Here is a 16,999-nt window from a genome sequence, read left to right as displayed (position 1 = left end):
CTTTGCGGGCTGGCCCGACAAAAAGAAGCCCCTGCGGCAAGCGGCGCCCACGGCAGTTTCGGCCTCAGGATGCGGTCTTGGCGCCGACCACCTTGAGCGCTGGACGCTTGCGGCGAAAGCCGATGCGGCCTGCCACCGGCGCGTCGGCGCGGCGATCGGCCTGCTCTTTCTCGGCAAACAGCCAGTCGATGAACAATTGCACGATCGGCGCCGACCGCATCTCGTTGCGGCAGACGACGTAGAAATCGTCGACGGCCGGCACGGAAAGGCTGAATGGCGCGACAAGCAGACCCCTGGCGAGCAGTCCGCTTGCCGTCACCGTGTCGCCGAGCGCCACGCCATGGCCGTGGACTGCGGCCTCGGTCGCCATGCGCGCGTCGCCGAGATGGTGGCGGCGGCCGCGCTCCAGGTCCAGCGCATCGGCGGCGGCCAGCCAGGTGTGCCATTCGCGGCCGTCGTCGCCATGCAGGAAGACGTGATCGGCGAGGTCGCGGACGGTGCGGATCGGGCGGTTGTTGATCAGCGTCGGGCTGACCACCGGGAACAGTTCGAGACCCGACCATTTGCGCATCCAGCAATCGGTCCAGCTGCCGTCACCATAGTGCACGCAGACATCGATATGCGGTGCGCGGACGTCCTTGGCATCATTGGATGGGATCAGCGTCAGCCGGATATCCGGATATTGCGAAGTGAAGCTGCCCAGCCGCGGGATCATCCACAGCAATAGCAGCGCCGGCACGCAGGATACCGATAGCGCGCCGGTGCTGGCCGGCCGTGTCATGCGCTGCGTGGCGGCGGCAATGCCGTCGAAGGCTGTCGACACCGCCGGCAGCAATTCGGCGCCGTGCGGCGTCAGCTTCACCCGCTGGCCGGCACGCTCGAACAGCTTGACGCCCAACGATTGCTCGAGCGCCTTGATCTGATGGCTGATGGCACCGTGGGTGACGTTCAGCTCGACCGCCGCCTTGGTCAGCGAGGCATGGCGCGCCGTCGCCTCGAAGGCGCGCAGCGGGTTGAGCGGTGGCAAACGCTTGGCCATTTGGAACCTAAGCTCTGTGAGATTTTCTCACAGCGAACACCCTAACAATATCAATTGATTTTTCAATGCAGCTACAGGACACTTTGCCCAAGCATTGCATCAAGACGTGAAATCTGCAGGCAGCCAACGGCTGCGGCTATCGAGGCCGCCGTCCGCGCTGCACCAGCCATGGAGGACCGACATGGGTTATGACCGCGGCAAGCTCGAAGCGCTGCGCCGCAAATACGGCGAGAGCCATGGCGGCGAAATGTTCGACCCGAAATTCCAGCGTGTCGCCGACAAGATCTTCTCCAAGACCGGCACGCGGCTGGCGCCCTATTCCGGCATCCCGACCTTCCTCGCGGCGCCCTATCGTGAAATCGCCGCCGACAATCCGGATTTCGGCGATCTTCAGGTGGCGATGATCGGTGTGCCGATGGATCTGGGCGTCACCAACCGGCCGGGCGCCCGTTTCGGGCCAAGGGCGCTGCGCGCCATCGAGCGCATCGGCCCCTACAATCATGTGCTGGAATGCGCACCGACGCATGAGCTGAAAGTCGCCGACATTGGCGACGTGCCGTTCCAGAGCCGCTACCGGCTGGAGACCAGCCATGACGACATCGAACGCCGCACCGACCAGATCGTCGACGCCGGCGTCCTGCCCTTGTCTGTCGGCGGCGACCATTCGATCAGCCACCCGATCCTGAAGGCTGTCGGCAAGAAGGCGCCGGTGGGCATGATCCATATCGATGCCCATTGCGACACCAGCGGCCTGTTCGACATGACCAAGTTCCACCATGGCGGTCCGTTCCGCAACGCGGTGCTGGACGGCGTGCTCGACCCGAGCCGCACCATCCAGATCGGCATTCGCGGCTCGGCCGAGTACCTTTGGGAGTTCACCTATGAGTCCGGCATGACCGTGGTGCATGCCGAAGAGGTGACCGGCCTCGGCATTCCCGCCATTATCGAGAAGGCGCGCAGGATAGTCGGCGACGGCCCGACCTATGTCTCCTTCGATATCGACAGCGTCGATCCTGCCTTCGCGCCGGGCACCGGCACGCCGGAGGTCGGCGGGCTGACGACGCGCGAAGTGCTCGAGCTGCTGCGCGGCCTGAAGGGCCTCAATATCGTCGGCGGCGACGTCGTCGAGGTGGCGCCGCAATATGACGCGACCACCAACACGGCGCATGCCGGCGCGCAGGTGCTGTTCGAGATCCTCAGCCTGATGGTCTTCAGCCCGGCAATCACCAGCAAGGCGGGCTGACATGCTCGACCATGATCCCGAAAAGTGGGAACCGGTTTTCGGAGACGATCATGGTCCACTAGAAAATCCCAAAGGCGACCGCCGCGCTGGAGCCGGCGGTTACACTCACACAAACAAGCTTCCAGCAGGGGAACGACAATGACACTTCACATGAAACTCAAATCATCCATCGCCGCCGTGCTGATGCTCGGCGCAACCGGCTTTGGTTTCACTACCCAGGCCGCCAATGCCGACGCTATCGACGACATCACCAAGGCCGGCGCCATCAATGTCGGCATCTTTTCCGATTTCCCGCCCTTCTCCTCGGCCAGCGCCGATATGAGCATCAAGGGCTACGACATCGACGTGGCGCAATCCATCGCCGACCAGCTCCAGGTCAAGCTCAATCTGGTCAGCGTGACCGGGCAGAACCGCATTCCGTACCTGACCGACAAGCGCGTCGACCTGCTGATGAGCGTCGGCTATTCCAAGGAGCGTGAGCAGGTGATCGATTTCGCCGCCGCCTACGCGCCTTACTACATCGCCGTCATCGGCCCGGCAGCACTTGCGGTCAAAGGCAAGGAAGACCTTGCCGACAAGTCGATCGCCGTCAATCGCGGCACGCTGGAGGACACCTCGCTGACCGAGGCAGCACCCGCCTCGGCCGACATCCGCCGCTTCGACAACTACAATTCCGTCATCCAGGCCTTCATTTCGGGCCAGACCCAGCTGATGGTGGTCGGCAACGATGTCGGCGCCCAGGTGCTCGCCCGCCAGGAGGCGCTGAAGCCGGAACAGAAATTCCAGCTTCTCACCTCGCCATCGCATATCGGCCTCAACAAGAAGGAAGACCGCCTCAAGCAAGCGGTCAACGATGCGGTTGCCAAGATGCTGGCCGACGGCAAACTGGACGAAAGCTCGAAGGCCTGGCTGAAGACACCGCTCGATCCCGCCAATCTCAAGGATTGACGGCCGGTGACCTATAGCCTCGACTTCGGCTGGCTTGCCGGGGCGACAGGGGCGATCGCGCGCGGCGCGGCCACGACGATCCTGTTGATCGCCGTGACCACGCTGGCGGGAACGTTGCTCAGCATCCTCGGCGCCGCAGGGCGGCGGAACGGCCCGCTGCTGCTCAAGCGGGCGATCGGCGTCTATGTCGAGGTGATCCGCAACACGCCGTTCCTGGTGCAGCTGTTCTTCATCTTCTTCGGGCTGCCAAGCATCGGCGTGAGGCTCGATCCCGTGCTGGCAGCCATGCTGGCGATGACGCTCAACATGGCGGCCTACACGATCGAGATCGTTGGCGCCGGACTCGACGCGGTGCCGCCCGGGCAGACGGAAGCGGCAATGGCGCTTGGGCTCAGGCCGCGCCAGGTCTTCATCAAGATCGTGCTGCCGCAGGCGCTCAAGGTGATCTATCCGGCGCTGACCAGCCAGATCGTCATCATGATGCTGGAATCCGCCGTGGTGTCGCAGATCGCGGTGCGCGAGCTGACCTATGAAGCCGACATGCTGCAGGCGCGCACGTTCCGGGCTTTCGAGACCTATTTCGTGGTGACGATGGTCTATCTCATCCTGTCGATTGGGCTGCGCCGGCTGCTGGTCGGCGGCGGGCGCCGGCTTCTTGGAGCCGGCGTGTCATGATCGAATTCACCTTCTGGGACATTCTGCGCAACCTGCTGCTGGCGGCGCGCTGGACAGTGCTCTTGTCGTTGGCCGCCTTTGTCGGCGGCGCCGTGGTCGGCATGATCGTGCTGTTCTTCCGGATCGCCAAGAATAAATGGGCGCGGCGGTTTGCCTCCGGCTACATCGCGCTTTTCCAGGGCACGCCGCTGCTGATGCAGCTGTTCCTGATGTTCTTCGGCTTGCCGATGCTGGGCCTGCGCATCGAGCCGTGGACCGCGGCGGTGCTTGGCCTGACCTTCTTTGCCAGCGCCTATCTCGCCGAGATCTGGCGCGGCGGCGTCGATGCGCTGCCGCGCGGCCAGTGGGACGCCGGCGCCAGCCTCGGCCTGCACTATCTGCAGGAACTCCGGCTGATCATCTTGCCTCAGGCGTTTTCGATCACCCGCGCCCCGACCGTCGGCTTCCTGGTGCAGCTGATCAAGTCGACCGCGCTGACCTCGATCATCGGTTTCGAGGAGCTGGTAAGGACATCCAACGCGATCAACAATGCGACCTTCGAACCGTTCAAAGTCTATGGGCTGGTAGCGCTGATCTTCTTCGTCATGTGCTTTCCGCTGACGCAATATGCGCGCTCGCTGGAACAGCGGGCGGCGGCCCGCTGAGCGGGCGACCAGCAATTCAACGCCCGAACACCAGCGGCGGCGCGATCCTGTCCCGCCGCAGCCAGCGTCCCAGCAGGAGCGCGGCGACCACCGCCAGCCCGGACGACAGGCCGATCCAGATGCCGACGCCGTTGAAGCCGAATCGGAAGGCCAGCAGCACGCCGAGCGGCAGGCCGATGCCCCAATAGCCGATTGCGGCGTAGATCATCGGCACCTTGGTGTCATGCAGGCCGCGCAGCATGCCGCTGGCCACCGCCTGCGCGCCGTCAAAAACCTGGAACAGCGCGGCAAAGGCGAGGAACGACACGGCAAGCGCCACCACCTCGGCATTAGCCGGATTGCCCAGATCGATGAAGGCGCCGATCAAGAGATGCGGCCACAGGATCATCACTAGCCCCATTAGCGCCATGAAGGAGACACCGACGACATACGCGGTCCAGCCGGCCCGGCTGACACCTTCCGGATTGCCGGCGCCGTGGGCAAGTCCGACGCGCACCGTCACCGCCTGGTTGAGGCCGAGCGGCACCATGAAGGTGATCGAGGCGATCTGGATGGCGATCGCATGGGCGGCAAGCGAAGCCGCATCGATCAGGCCCATGAGAAAGGCCGCCGCGTTGAAAATCGTCACCTCAAACGCCAGCAGGCCGGCGATCGGCAGGCCGAGCCGCAGCAGGCCCTTGAAGCGCGGCCAATCGGCCCGCCAGAAGCGTCCGAACAGACGATAGCGCCGGAATTTCTTCTCAAGCATCACCACCGCCGCCATGCCGGCGAACATTAACGTGCTGGACAGCGTGGTGGCGAGGCCGGAGCCGGCGATGCCCATCGATTGGATGCCGAGATTGCCGAACATGAACAGCCAGTTGAAAAAGGCGTTGCAGGCGACGGCAACGAAAACGATGATCAGTGCCCAGCCCGGCCGCTCCAGCGCCGAAATAAACGAGCGCAGGACGATGTAGCCGAAAAAGGGCAGCACCGCCCATTCGAGCCAGCGCAGATAGATGCCGGCCTGATGCGCCAGTGCCGGTTCCTGACCCATGGCCAGCAACACGGCCTCGCCGTGCCAGAGAAAGACCCAGATCGGAATGCAAATGAGGATCGCCAGCCACAGACCCTGGCGCACGGTGCGGCGCAGGTCGCGCACCGAGTGGCGGCGACGGCCGAGCTCGGTCGCCATCATCGGCGAGGTCGCCAGCATCAGGCCAAGTCCAAAGATCAGCGGCATGAAGTAAAGGTTGGCACCAAGCGCACCGCTGGCCAGCGTGTCCGGCCCCAGCCGCCCCATCATCATGACGTCGGTAGCGGTCATCGCGGTCTGACCGAGATTGGTCAGCACCATCGGCCAGGCGAGCGCCAGCATCGCCCTGATTTCCCGACGCCAAAGGTTTTCCGGCGCGCGAGCGTCGGCTTCGATCGCAGACATTTTTTCCGCCTATCCGATTGCGGCACGTCGGCAAGAGCCGGAAGCCGCGTCTCAGCGCGGAAAATGGCCAAGATCGGCCGGATTCCGCATTACGACGGGTTTGTCTATGAAATGGGCACCGGTGGCAAGAGGCTGACTTGCGGAAGGGTTAAGCCAGTCGGCTCAATGCAGGCTATTGGAGAGGCCATGGAAGCCGCTATGGTCACGGTGGATTCCTTTGAAAGGCAGCCTGATGAGCGCGTTTCCCGAAATCTATCTGGTTCGGCATGGCGAGACGGAATGGAGTGCGTCCGGAAAACATACCGGCCGGACCGACATACCGCTGACGCCGGCCGGCGAGGATGGGGCAAGGCGGGTCACTGAGCGGCTAAAGGGTCTATCCTTCTCGGCGGTGTGGTCGAGCCCGTCGCAGCGCGCCTTCAACACCTGTGCGCTGGCCGGCTTCGGCTCGTCAGGCGTGAAGAAGGACGATCTGGCGGAGTGGGATTATGGTGCCTATGAGGGATTGACCACCAAGCAAATCCTCGCCGAGCGTCCCGGTTGGCGGCTCTTTCGCGACGGCTGCCCGCGCGGCGAGTCCGCCACGGATGTAGGCTCGAGGGCGGACCGGATCGTCAGCCAGTTGCTCGAGGCCAGCGGCAATGTCCTGGTCTTCTCAAGTTCGCATTTCCTGAGGGTGCTAGCCGCACGCTGGCTCGGCCTGCCACCGCAAGACGGCGCGCTTTTCGTGCTGGATACCGCCAGCGTAAGCGTGATCGGTTATGAGCACGGCCTTGACGAACCGGTCGTCCGGCGCTGGAACCAGAGATAGCCGCCGATCCCGATCTATCGGATCGCGTCCAGCGCCTGCCTTTGCCGATGCATCTCGAGAAACACGCGGTAGTCGCGATCGAACCGGCCGGCGGCAGCCGGATTGGGCTCGCGCGTCCTGCCGCCTTGCTGCATGGCGACGCAAGCGGCGTTCAAATCGGGAAAAAGCCTGGCAGCGGTGGCGGCAATCATGCCGGTGCCGAGCAGCACCGCCTCGTCCGCCAGCGGCTCGACCACCGTGCATCCGGTGGCGTCGGCATAGAGCTCCATCAACAGCGGGTTCTTGGTGTGGCCGCCGGTGACGTGCAGCGTATCGATCAGATAGCCGTTTTCGTTCAGCGCTTCCAGCACATGGCGGACGCCAAGCGCGATGCTGACGGCGGTGCGCCAATAGAGCTTGCACAGGCTGTCGAAGGAGGAATCCAGCGTCAGCCCGCTGATGACGCCGACGGCATGCGGGTCGGCGAGCGGCGAGCGGTTGCCGTGGAAATCGGGCAGCACGTGCAGCTTTGCGGCGAGGTTGTCGCCCTCGGCGGTGCGCAGCTCGGCGACGCGGTGGGCGATCCTGGCATGCATGGCGGCATCCGGCTCGCCGCCGGCGCCATGCCAGCGGATGATGTGATCGAGCAGCGCGCCGGTGGCCGACTGGCCGCCTTCCGACAGCCATAGGCCGGGAAGGGCGGCGCCGTAGTAAGGACCCCAGACACCGGCGAAAGGCTGCGGATCGGGCGACATCGCCATGACGCAACTCGACGTCCCGGCGATCAGGGCCAGATGGCGGCCGATATCCTTCGCGTTGCCGGCGAAGCCTCCGAGCACGCCAAGCGCGCCGGCATACGCATCGATGACGCCTGCACCGACCCGGCATTTTTCGGTGAGGCCAAGCTCCGCCGCGGCTTGCGTGTTGAGCGCACCGATATCGGCACCGACCGGGCTTGCCTTTTCCGGCAGATTGCCGTGCTCGAAAAGGTCGCCGAGCCCGACGGCTTCGAAGAAGTCGCGCCGCCAGCCGGTCGCTTCATGGGCAAGATAGGTCCATTTGGCGGTCAGCGTGCATTGTGAACGGGCGAGCGAGCCGGTTGCCTTCCAGGTCAGGAAGTCGGTGGGTCGAATAGGTAGCCGGCTTCGTTCCATGTTCCGGGCAGGTTGCGCTTCAGCCACATCAGCTTCGGCGTCTCCATTTCCGGCGACATGACGCCGCCGATATAGTCGAGCACGGCATGGCCGCTTTCGGTGCATTCGTCGGCCTCGGCAATGGCGCGATGATCGAGCCATACGATGGTGTCCCAGCGTCTTTCGCCTGATACCGACACGCTGAGCTGGCCGCCATGCCGGTCTCGCACCACCAGCGAGCAGGTGGCGTCAAAGGAGATGCCGACGATATCCTCAGCCTTCACGCGCGCCTTTTCGCGGGCAGCGCGGACGGCCATGCACACCGCCGACCATATATCCTGCGAATCGTGCTCGGCGTGGTCGGCTTTCGGCTGTTGCATGGCGATCGGGTGCTCGGCGCGGCCGAGCAAGGCGCCACCGGTGTCGAGAATGCCGGCACGGGCGCTTCCGGTGCCGACATCGACCGCGCAAACGAAACTGTTGGTCAAGGTGTTCTTGCTCTCGCTCCCAGGCCTGCAATCAGATCGGGCAATTGCAGCATGTCAGCGAATATAAAGTCCGGCTCACTCGACGCAAGCCGCGCTTTCAGTGCCGGGTTGCCGGTGTGCGAGCCCCCGGTGAAGGCAAGGACGCGCATGCCTGCCACCCGCGCCGCTTGGATGCCGGCCGGGCTGTCCTCGACGACGAGGCAGTTTCGCGGGTCCGCTCCCATTTTAGCAGCCGCATGGAGAAAAAGATCGGGCGCCGGTTTGCCCCGCGCCACCATGGCAGCGCTGAACAAATGCGGCTCCAGCAGCCCAAGCAACCCCGTAACCTTGAGCGCATAGCGGATCCGCTCCAGCGTGCCGGAGGAGGCGACGCAGCACGGCACGCCGAGCTTCGGCAGGACCTGTGCCATGCCTGGCATCGGTTTCAGCTCCTGGCGAAACTTGCGCATCAGTTCGGAGCGCATCTCGGTCAGATGCTGGTCGGTGAGATCGAGCCCGAAGTCGCTTGCGAGGATTTCGCGGACGCTCTTCATGCTCTTGCCGAGGAAGTGCTCGTAGGCAACGTCCTCGCTGACGTTGCCGCCGGCAAGCGCGATCATCTCCAGCAATGCCGAGACGGACAGCATCTCGCTATCCACCAGCACGCCGTCACAGTCGAAAATGACCAGTTCAGGCGTCATCGCGCTGGATCGGCTTCAGAGGTCGCCGGCGAGATAGCGCGTCAGTGTCGCGCGCGCGCCGTCCGCCCACAGCGATTTGAGCGCATGGGCGAAGGCTTCGGCGAACGGCGGCGAGCGGCCGACATCGCCATAGATGTCCTCCATGGCAAGCCAGGCGGCAGGCATGTCCCTGGCCGCCTTGGCCGTCCCCTGCAACCGGCCCCAGTTCGGGTCGTTGGGCTCGGTGACGGCACCGGAATCCGTGGTGCCGAAGCAGTAGCGACACCAGAGCGCAGATTCCAGCGCCAGGCCGGTGACACTTTTGCCAGCCTTCAGCCGGTCAGCGATGGTCGGAATGATGAATTTCGGCTGGCGGTTAGAGCCGTCGAGGCAAAGCCGGCGTATGGTGTCGCCGATCTTCGGATTGGAGAAGCGGTGCTCGATGAGCTGGTAGTAATCTTCGAGGTCGGTGTCCGGAACCGGCGGCACGGTCGGGATGATTTCGTCATGCTCGAGCTTGTCGAGGAAGCCGCGTACCAGCGGCTCCTGCATCGCCTCATGGACGAAATGGATGTCCATCAGCCCGGCCGGATAGGCGATGGTCGCATGGCCGCCATTGAGGATGCGGATCTTCATCAGCTCATAGGGCGCGACATCGCTGACGAACTGCACGCCGACCTGTTCCAGCGGCGGCCTTCCATCGGTGAAACGGTCCTCCAGCACCCATTGCTTGAACGGCTCGCAAAACACCGGCCAATTGTCGTCGAGACCGAACTCGCTGGAGAGAATGCCGCGCTCGCGATCGGTGGTGGCCGGGGTGATGCGGTCGACCATGCCATTGGGAAAGGCCACGTTTTCGTTCACCCAATTTGCCAGATCCTCGTCGATCAGCCGCGCCAGGCCGATAACGCCATCGGAAGTGACGTGGCCGTTGTGGGGGATGTTGTCGCAGGACATGATGGTGAAGGGCACGATGCCATCGGCGCGGCGGCGCAGCAGCCCAGCGAGGATGAGGCCGAAGACGGTCTTCGGCGTCGCCCCCGGCTCAGCGTCGGCAACGATGTCGGGATGCGTCGGATTGAACACGCCAGAAGCCGGATCGATAAAATAGCCGCCCTCGGTGATGGTCAGGGAAACGATCTTGATCGCCGGATCGGCAAGCCGCTCGACGATTGCGGTCGCTTCGCCCGGCATCAGGAAATCGATCATAACGCCGGTGACGCGCGCGCTCATATGGCCGCTGTCCTGCTCGACCACGGTGGTCAGCCAGTCCTGTTCCTGCAGCTTGCCGCGGCCGACCTTCTCGCCCTCGAAGACGCCGGCGCCAACGATGGCCCAGTCGTGGCCGACGCCCGAATTGAAGAGGTCGTCGAGATAGACGGCCTGATGCGAGCGATGGAAATTGCCGACGCCGAAATGCACGATGCCGGCCTTGAGCGCGGCGCGATCGTATTTCGGGCCGGCGATCTTGGGCGGAAGCTTGGCGAGTATGGAAGAAGAGAGTTTCACGGACATCTGCTTTTACCCTTTAGCGGGACGGCTCTTCCCCCCGTTGGAGGAGACGGGGAGAAGAGCGCCTTCGCCCCCTCAACTCATCCACTGGCCGCCATCGACATTGTAGGTCTGGGCAACGATGTATTCGGCCTCATCGCTGGCCAGGAACACCGCCATGCCGGTGAGGTCTTGCGCCGTGCCCATGCGGCCATAAGGCACGGCTTCGCCGACCAGTCTCTTCTTCTCGCCCCTCGGCCGGTTCTCGAACTTGGCGAACAAGGCATCGACATGGTCCCAGTGCTCGCCGTCGACGACACCCGGGGCGATGGCATTGACGTTGATGCGGTGCTTGATCAGGTCGAGCCCTGCCGACTGGGTGAGCGAGATGACCGCCGCCTTGGTGGCGCAGTAGACGGCGACCAGCGCCTCGCCGCGGCGCCCGGCCTGGCTTGCCATATTGATGATCTTGCCGCCCTTGCCGCGCGCGATCATCGAACGGGCCGCAGCCTGAAGCGTAAACAGTGTGCCGGCGACGTTGACCGAGAACAATTTGTCGTAGCTTGCCTTGCTGATCTCGACGATCGGCGCCAGGTCGAACAGCGCAGCGTTGTTGATCAAAATATCGAGGCCGCCGGTTCTGGTTTCGACCGCCTTGACAGCCGCATCTATCGACGCGAGATCGGTGACGTCCAACTTCACCGCGTAGGCGTTGCCGCCGATTTCCGAAGCCGTCTTCTCGGCAGCCTCGAGATTGATGTCGCCGATGGCGACGGTCGCGCCCTCCCGCATGTAGGCTTCGGCAAACGCCCTGCCGATGCCGCGCGCCGATCCGGTGATCAGCGCCGATTTACCTCCGAGCCTCATTGCAGCATCGCCTTCCCATCGGCGCCAAAACGATGCAGCTTGGTCTTGTCCGGTGTCAGATAGATCGTGTCGCCGTGATGGGCGGCAAGCTCGCCGTCGGCGCGCACCGTCAGTTGCCCGACACCATCCGCCTGGACGTGCAAAAACGTGTCGGAGCCGAGATGTTCGGCAACGCCGACCGTCGCCTTCCAGTCGCCTGACGTCTTCGAAATGTTCATATGCTCCGGGCGGATGCCGACTGTCCTGGCGCCATATTTGGCGGCCGGCTCGCCTTCGATCAGGTTCATCTTCGGCGAGCCGATGAAACCGGCGACGAACAGGTTCTTCGGTGTCTTGTAGAGCTCCATCGGCGAGCCGACCTGCTCGATATTGCCGGCGTTGAGCACGACGATTTTGTCGGCCATGGTCATGGCCTCGATCTGGTCGTGGGTGACGTAGACCATGGTGGTCTTGAGCTGGTGATGCAGCTCGCTGATCTCCAGCCGCATGGTGCCGCGCAGCGCCGCGTCGAGATTGGACAAAGGCTCGTCGAACAGGAAGGCGGAAGGCTGGCGCACGATGGCGCGGCCGATGGCGACGCGCTGCCGCTGGCCGCCGGAGAGCTGGCCGGGGCGGCGATCTAGGTAGTTGGTGAGGTTCAAGATGCGGGCGGCGTCCTTCACCTTCTTGTCGATGGTCGCCTGGTCCTCGCCCGCCATCTTCAGGGGGAAAGCGATGTTCTTGGCCACCGTCATATGCGGGTAAAGCGCATAGGACTGGAACACCATGGCCAGCTTGCGCTTGGCCGGCGCCTCGCCGGTGACGTCGCGGCCATCGATGATGATGGTGCCGCCGCTGGTGTCCTCCAGGCCGGCAATCAGACGCAACAGCGTGGACTTGCCGCAGCCCGACGGGCCGACGAAGACGACGAACTCGCCGTTCTCGATGATCAGGTCGAGGCCGGGGATGATGGACGTCGCCCCGAAGGATTTGGAGACGTTCTTGAGCGTGATGTTTCCCATGATTTCCTCCCCCGAAGGGCTGTTTTTCGTTTTGCGTCAGGCGATGCCCGTTACTTTACCGCCCCAAACGTCAGGCCGCGGACCAGCTGCTTCTGGCTGAACCAGCCCATGATCAGGATCGGCGCGATCGCCAGCGTCGAGGCGGCCGAAAGCTTGGCCCAGAACAGCCCCTGCGGACTGGAGAAGGAGCTGATGAAGGCGGTGAGCGGCGCTGCCTCAGTGGTGGTCAGCCGGATCGTCCAGAACGCCTCGTTCCAGGCGAGAATGATGTTGAGCAGCATGGTCGAGGCGATGCCCGGCACCGCCATCGGCGTCAGCACGTAGATGATCTCGTTCCAGAGCGATGCGCCGTCCATGCGCGCCGCTTCCAGGATCTCGCCCGGAATCTCGCGGAAATAGGTGTAGAGCATCCAGACCACGATCGGCAGGTTGATCAGCATCAGCATGACCATCAGGCCGATGCGGCTGTCGAGCAGTCCGGTGTCGCGGAAGATCAGATAGATCGGAAACAGCACAGCGACGGCCGGCATCATCTTGGTGGAAAGCATCCACATCAGGATGTCCTTGGTGCGTTTGCCTGGCGAAAACGCCATCGACCATGCCGCCGGTACGGCGACGAGCAGAGCCAGGACGGTCGAGCCGACCGACAGGAACACCGAGTTCAGGAAGAATTTGAAATAACCGTTCTGCGCCTGGACCTCGGAATAGCTCTCCGTGGTTCCCGACGGGAACAGGTTGAAGCCCTGGATGGCCTCCTGCTCCGATTTGAACGAAGTGATGATCGTATAGAGGATCGGGAAGAAGATCAGCAGCGCGACGATCCAGGCGGCCGCGGTCGCAATCGTCTTGTGCTGGGTGGTGACTGCACGTGCCATGGTCAGGTCCTCCCTATCGGCGATGTTGGTGGCAGGGTCGACCCGCCACTCCGGTTTGCTGCGCAAACCACCTCTCCCCCGATCGACGGGGTAGAGGAAGGGCGCGGCTTCGATGCAGGCGTTTCCTCTCCCCCGGGCAGGGGGAGAGGTGTCCCGCGCAGCGGGACGGAGTGGGGGTGGTTCAGCGCACGTGCCATCCTATCCTCCCTTATTTGTCCAAATTCTTGCCCACGGCGCGCATGGCGAAGAAGGCGACGATGTTGGCGAGAATGACTGCGATGATACCGCCGGCGGACGCCTGGCCGATTTTGAACTCCAGCAATGCCTTCTGGTAGACGAGGAAGGGCAGGTTGGTGGAGGCATAACCCGGGCCGCCATTGGTGGTGACGAGGATCTCGGCATAGACCGACAGCAGGAAGATGGTCTGGATCAGGATGACCACGGTTATGGCGCGCGACATATGCGGCAGCGTCAAATAGATGAAGCGGCTGATGAAGCCGGCGCCGTCCATTTCGGCGGCTTCCTTCTGCTCGCCGTCGAGCGACTGAAGCGCGGTCAACAGGATCAGCGTTGCAAACGGCAGCCACTGCCAGGCGACGATGATGATGATGGCCAAAAGCGGGTGCTGCCCGAACCAGTCGATCGGCTGCCCGCCGAAGAAGCGCGCAATATCGGCGAAGACGCCGTATTGCGGATGCATGATCATGTTCTTCCAGACCAGTGCCGCCACCGGCGGCATGACGAAGAACGGCGAGATGACGAGGATGCGGACGATGCCCTGTCCCCACATCGGCTGATCGAGCAGAAGGGCCAGCAGGATACCGCCGATCACCGTGATCAAAAGCACGCTGACGACGATGGTGAGCGTGTTGAGGATCGACTGCAGGAATGCCGGGTTGGAATAGAACAGCGCGTAGTTCGAAAACCCGACGAAGCCGTCGCGCATCGGATTGAGCGGATTGTACTGTTGGAAGGAGAACCACAGCGTGAATGCCAGCGGTACAATCATCCAAACCAGCAGCAGCACCACGGATGGCGCCATCATGAAGCGGGCAAGCGAACGGGTCTGCTGAGTAGCCATGACGGTCACCCTTCGAGGTCAGCCAAGTTTTCAGCGGTGTGATAGCCGGCCGCCCGAACTGGGATTCGGGCGGCCGTTGCCGGTCGCCATTGGCAACCGGCACCGGGAGGAGCCTACTTGATGTAACCGCCCTCGGTCATCGTCGCGGTGGCGGCGTCCTGCGCCTGCTTCAGGGCATCGTCGACGCTCGACTGGCCGGCAAGTGCCGCCGAGAAGAGCTGGCCGACAGTGGTGCCGAGGCCCTGGAACTCAGGAATGGCGACGAACTGTACGCCGACATAAGGCACCGGCTTGACGGTTGGGTGCGTCGGATCGGCGGAGTTGATCGAGTCCAGCGTCATCTTGGCGAAAGGTGCCGCCTTCTGGTACTCGGGATTGGCATAGAGTGAGGAGCGCGTTCCCGGCGGAACGTTGGCCCAGCCTTCCTTCGAGGCGACGAGCTCGGCATAGTGCTTGCTGGTTGCCCAGGATACGAACTTTTGAGCGGCGTCGGCCTTCTGGGTGCCGGCGGGGATGGCCAGCGACCAGGCCCAGAGCCAATTGCCGCGCTTGCCGAGGCCATTGTCCGGTGCCAGCGCATAGCCGACCTTGTCGGCGACGGTGGAGTTCTTCGGGTCGGAAACGAAGGAAGCGGCGACGGTGGCATCGATCCACATGCCGCATTTGCCCTGCTGGAATAGCGCCAGGTTTTCGTTGAAGCCGTTGGACGAAGCGCCCTCGGGGCCGTCGGCCTTCATTAGGTCAACATAGAATTGCAGTGTGTTCTTCCACTCGGGCTGGTCGAATTGCGGCTTCCAGTTCTCGTCGAACCAGCGCGCGCCGAACGAGTTCGACATGGCGGTCAGGAAGGCCATGTTCTCGCCCCAGCCGGCCTTGCCGCGCAGGCAGACGCCGTTCACGCCGTTGGCGCGGTCGGTCATTTTGTCGGCAGCCTGCTTGATGAAGTCCCAGGTCGGCGCGTCGGGCATCTTGAGCCCGGCCTTCTCCATCAGGTCCTTGCGGTACATGACGAAGGAGCTTTCGCCGTAGAAAGGCGCGGCGTAGAGCTTGCCGTCGACCGACAGGCCGCCGGCAATAGCCGGGATGATGTCCTTGACGTCATAGTCGTCGCCGAGCTTGTCGAGCGGCAGGAGCCAACTCTGCTTGGCCCAGATCGGCACCTCATAGGTGCCGATGGTCATCACGTCGTACTGGCCGCCCTTGGTGGCGATGTCGGTGGTGACGCGCTCGCGCAGGACGTTTTCCTCGAGCGTGACCCACTGCAGCTGGACGTCGGGATTCTTGGCGGTGAAGTCGTCGGTCAGCTTCTGCATGCGGACCATGTCGCCATTGTTGACCGTGGCGATGGTGATGGATTCGGCATGCGCGGCGAAAGCAAGCGCGCTGGCCGACAACAGGCCTAGGGTGAACGTGCGAAGTTTCATCAAAATTCCTCCCATGAACCAAGATGAGCATTTGCCTTGGCTGTGAGCAATTACTCACTTACCGTGAATTATGTCAAGCCGGATTCGTTGCTGCAGCGCAGCACGCTGGTCTCGTGCAGCGGCAAGCCTGGGACACTCGCGGTATATGTGGAGAAGGGTTGGATCGGGCCCATCGCGCCGCCAAAAGCCGGAGCTTTGCTGTCCGGGTGGCCTGGATTCGGCCTATTGGCAAGCGATCTCGCTCAGGATCCAATCACGAAAGGCGCGGATCTTCGGCACGTTGCGCCGCGCCGTCGGATAGACCAGCCAATAGGCATGGCCGTCGTCACCAACCAGATCGAAGGGCTGGATCAGGCGGCCGTCGGCAAGTTCGGTCTTGAACAGCGCCTTGGTGACGATCGCCACGCCATGGCCAGCAATCGCGGCATTGGCCTCGTAGGCTTGCGCGCCCATGCTGGTGCCGGTGCGTTTGGCCAATTCCGCGACCGGCAGGCCGGCGGCGGCAAACCAGTCCCGCCACCAGATGTCGCCCGGGTCGAGGATCGGCAGCCGCAGCAGGTCGGCCGGTTCGTTGACGCCGCCGATGCTGGCCGCGAGTTTTGGGCTGAGAACCGGCGTGAAATCGGCCCTGAAAAGCATATGGGTCTCGACGCCCGGCCAGTTGCCGCCGCCGGAGCGGATGGCGATGTCGATATCCTCTCTGGCAAAGTCGACAACCCTGTTCGAAGTATCGACGCGCACCGCCAGCGACGGATGCGCGACCTGGAACGAGCCGAGATGCTGCGCCAGCCAATTGGAGGCAAAGGTCAGCAGCGTCGAAACGCAAAGCACGCCGTCGGCGCCGGTGCGCGCGGCGGCATAGGCGCCGCTCAACAGCGCGAACGCTTCGCTGACCGCGGGCGCCAGGCGTTGGCCAGGTTCGGTCAGCACGATCTGTTTTGGCTGGCGCAGGAACAAGGGCGCGCCGATGCGCTCCTCCAAAAGCTTGATCTGATAGCTTGCCGCCGCCTGCGTCATGCCAAGCTCCTGGGCGGCCTTGGTGAACGAGAGATGCCGCGCCACCGCCTCGAACACCCGGATCGCCTGAAGCGGAGGAAGCTGCGAAACCAGCTGTCGTGAATTGAGCTCCGGCATAAGCCCTCCTTATGGGCAGTGATCGACGTTTGATTGGCGGCACCGGCCGGTCCTACCGATATTCCCTGTTGAAGATCAATTACGCCT

15 protein-coding genes and 1 pseudogene are annotated in these 16,999 nt (G+C 63.4%); 5 read left to right on the top strand and 11 right to left on the bottom strand.

The window, feature by feature from the left end:
- Positions 1-64: 64 nt before the first annotated feature.
- Positions 65-1,039: a transcriptional regulator GcvA gene (gene gcvA, locus NKH43_RS17135; RefSeq protein ID WP_352859139.1), complete on the bottom strand. Its 975-nt coding sequence runs from the start codon at positions 1,037-1,039 to the stop codon at positions 65-67.
- 181 nt (positions 1,040-1,220) lie between these two features.
- Between gcvA (NKH43_RS17135) and speB the strand changes: the two genes are divergently transcribed.
- The 4 genes from speB (at position 1,221) to NKH43_RS17115 (ending at position 4,549) form a co-directional block, all read left to right on the top strand.
- The gene (gene speB, locus NKH43_RS17130) at positions 1,221-2,282 is read left to right on the top strand and encodes an agmatinase (protein WP_352859137.1); all 1,062 of its coding nucleotides are present in this window, start codon (positions 1,221-1,223) and stop codon (positions 2,280-2,282) included.
- A 138-nt stretch (positions 2,283-2,420) separates the two neighbouring features.
- The gene (locus tag NKH43_RS17125) at positions 2,421-3,230 is read left to right on the top strand and encodes a transporter substrate-binding domain-containing protein (RefSeq protein ID WP_352859135.1); all 810 of its coding nucleotides are present in this window, start codon (positions 2,421-2,423) and stop codon (positions 3,228-3,230) included.
- 6 nt (positions 3,231-3,236) lie between these two features.
- Positions 3,237-3,905 (top strand): amino acid ABC transporter permease, encoded by a 669-nt coding sequence (locus NKH43_RS17120; protein ID WP_352548064.1) that lies wholly within the window; start codon positions 3,237-3,239, stop codon positions 3,903-3,905.
- Positions 3,902-4,549 carry an amino acid ABC transporter permease gene (locus tag NKH43_RS17115; protein WP_023722520.1) on the top strand — a complete coding sequence of 216 codons (648 nt, stop codon included), beginning with the start codon at positions 3,902-3,904 and terminating at the stop codon, positions 4,547-4,549. The genes NKH43_RS17120 and NKH43_RS17115 overlap by 4 nt, the downstream gene beginning before the upstream one ends.
- Before the next feature lie 16 nt (positions 4,550-4,565).
- On the opposite strand, the gene NKH43_RS17110 is transcribed toward NKH43_RS17115, so the two are convergent.
- On the bottom strand, positions 4,566-5,969 hold the full coding sequence (locus NKH43_RS17110) for an MATE family efflux transporter (protein ID WP_352592983.1): 1,404 nt from the start codon (positions 5,967-5,969) through the stop codon (positions 4,566-4,568).
- A gap of 229 nt (positions 5,970-6,198) precedes the next feature.
- Here NKH43_RS17110 and NKH43_RS17105 point away from each other — a divergent pair, with 229 nt between their 5' ends.
- A complete protein-coding gene (locus NKH43_RS17105) occupies positions 6,199-6,780 on the top strand; it encodes a histidine phosphatase family protein (protein WP_352548107.1) in 582 nt (193 codons plus the stop codon).
- 14 nt (positions 6,781-6,794) lie between these two features.
- On the opposite strand, the pseudogene NKH43_RS17100 reads toward NKH43_RS17105, so the two are convergent.
- The 9 genes and pseudogenes from NKH43_RS17100 to gcvA (NKH43_RS17060) all read right to left on the bottom strand — a co-directional run bounded on the left by NKH43_RS17100 (position 6,795) and on the right by gcvA (NKH43_RS17060) (position 16,912).
- A pseudogene (locus NKH43_RS17100) lies at positions 6,795-8,380 on the bottom strand (FGGY-family carbohydrate kinase).
- A complete protein-coding gene (locus NKH43_RS17095; protein WP_352484350.1) occupies positions 8,377-9,060 on the bottom strand; it encodes an HAD family hydrolase in 684 nt (227 codons plus the stop codon). The pseudogene NKH43_RS17100 and the gene NKH43_RS17095 overlap by 4 nt, the downstream one beginning before the upstream one ends.
- A 15-nt stretch (positions 9,061-9,075) precedes the next feature.
- The gene (locus tag NKH43_RS17090) at positions 9,076-10,554 is read right to left on the bottom strand and encodes a mannitol dehydrogenase family protein (RefSeq protein ID WP_352484351.1); all 1,479 of its coding nucleotides are present in this window, start codon (positions 10,552-10,554) and stop codon (positions 9,076-9,078) included.
- Between the two features lie 72 nt (positions 10,555-10,626).
- Positions 10,627-11,397, bottom strand: a complete 771-nt coding sequence (locus NKH43_RS17085) for an L-iditol 2-dehydrogenase (protein WP_352859132.1) — start codon at positions 11,395-11,397, stop codon at positions 10,627-10,629.
- Positions 11,394-12,398 (bottom strand): ABC transporter ATP-binding protein, encoded by a 1,005-nt coding sequence (locus NKH43_RS17080; RefSeq protein ID WP_352859130.1) that lies wholly within the window; start codon positions 12,396-12,398, stop codon positions 11,394-11,396. The genes NKH43_RS17085 and NKH43_RS17080 overlap by 4 nt, the downstream gene beginning before the upstream one ends.
- A gap of 50 nt (positions 12,399-12,448) precedes the next feature.
- Positions 12,449-13,273, bottom strand: coding sequence for a carbohydrate ABC transporter permease (locus NKH43_RS17075; RefSeq protein ID WP_031195181.1), 825 nt, complete (start codon positions 13,271-13,273; stop codon positions 12,449-12,451).
- A gap of 208 nt (positions 13,274-13,481) precedes the next feature.
- A complete protein-coding gene (locus NKH43_RS17070; protein ID WP_031195183.1) occupies positions 13,482-14,354 on the bottom strand; it encodes a carbohydrate ABC transporter permease in 873 nt (290 codons plus the stop codon).
- A gap of 113 nt (positions 14,355-14,467) precedes the next feature.
- Positions 14,468-15,778, bottom strand: a complete 1,311-nt coding sequence (locus tag NKH43_RS17065; protein ID WP_023722530.1) for an ABC transporter substrate-binding protein — start codon at positions 15,776-15,778, stop codon at positions 14,468-14,470.
- Positions 15,779-16,000: 222 nt separating this feature from the next.
- The gene (gene gcvA, locus NKH43_RS17060) at positions 16,001-16,912 is read right to left on the bottom strand and encodes a transcriptional regulator GcvA (protein WP_352859128.1); all 912 of its coding nucleotides are present in this window, start codon (positions 16,910-16,912) and stop codon (positions 16,001-16,003) included.
- Positions 16,913-16,999 lie beyond the last annotated feature (87 nt).

Origin of the sequence: Mesorhizobium sp. M1163, assembly GCF_040318415.1 — a bacterium.
GTDB lineage: Bacteria > Pseudomonadota > Alphaproteobacteria > Rhizobiales > Rhizobiaceae > Mesorhizobium.
This window is presented reverse-complemented; position numbering and strand designations above follow the sequence as displayed.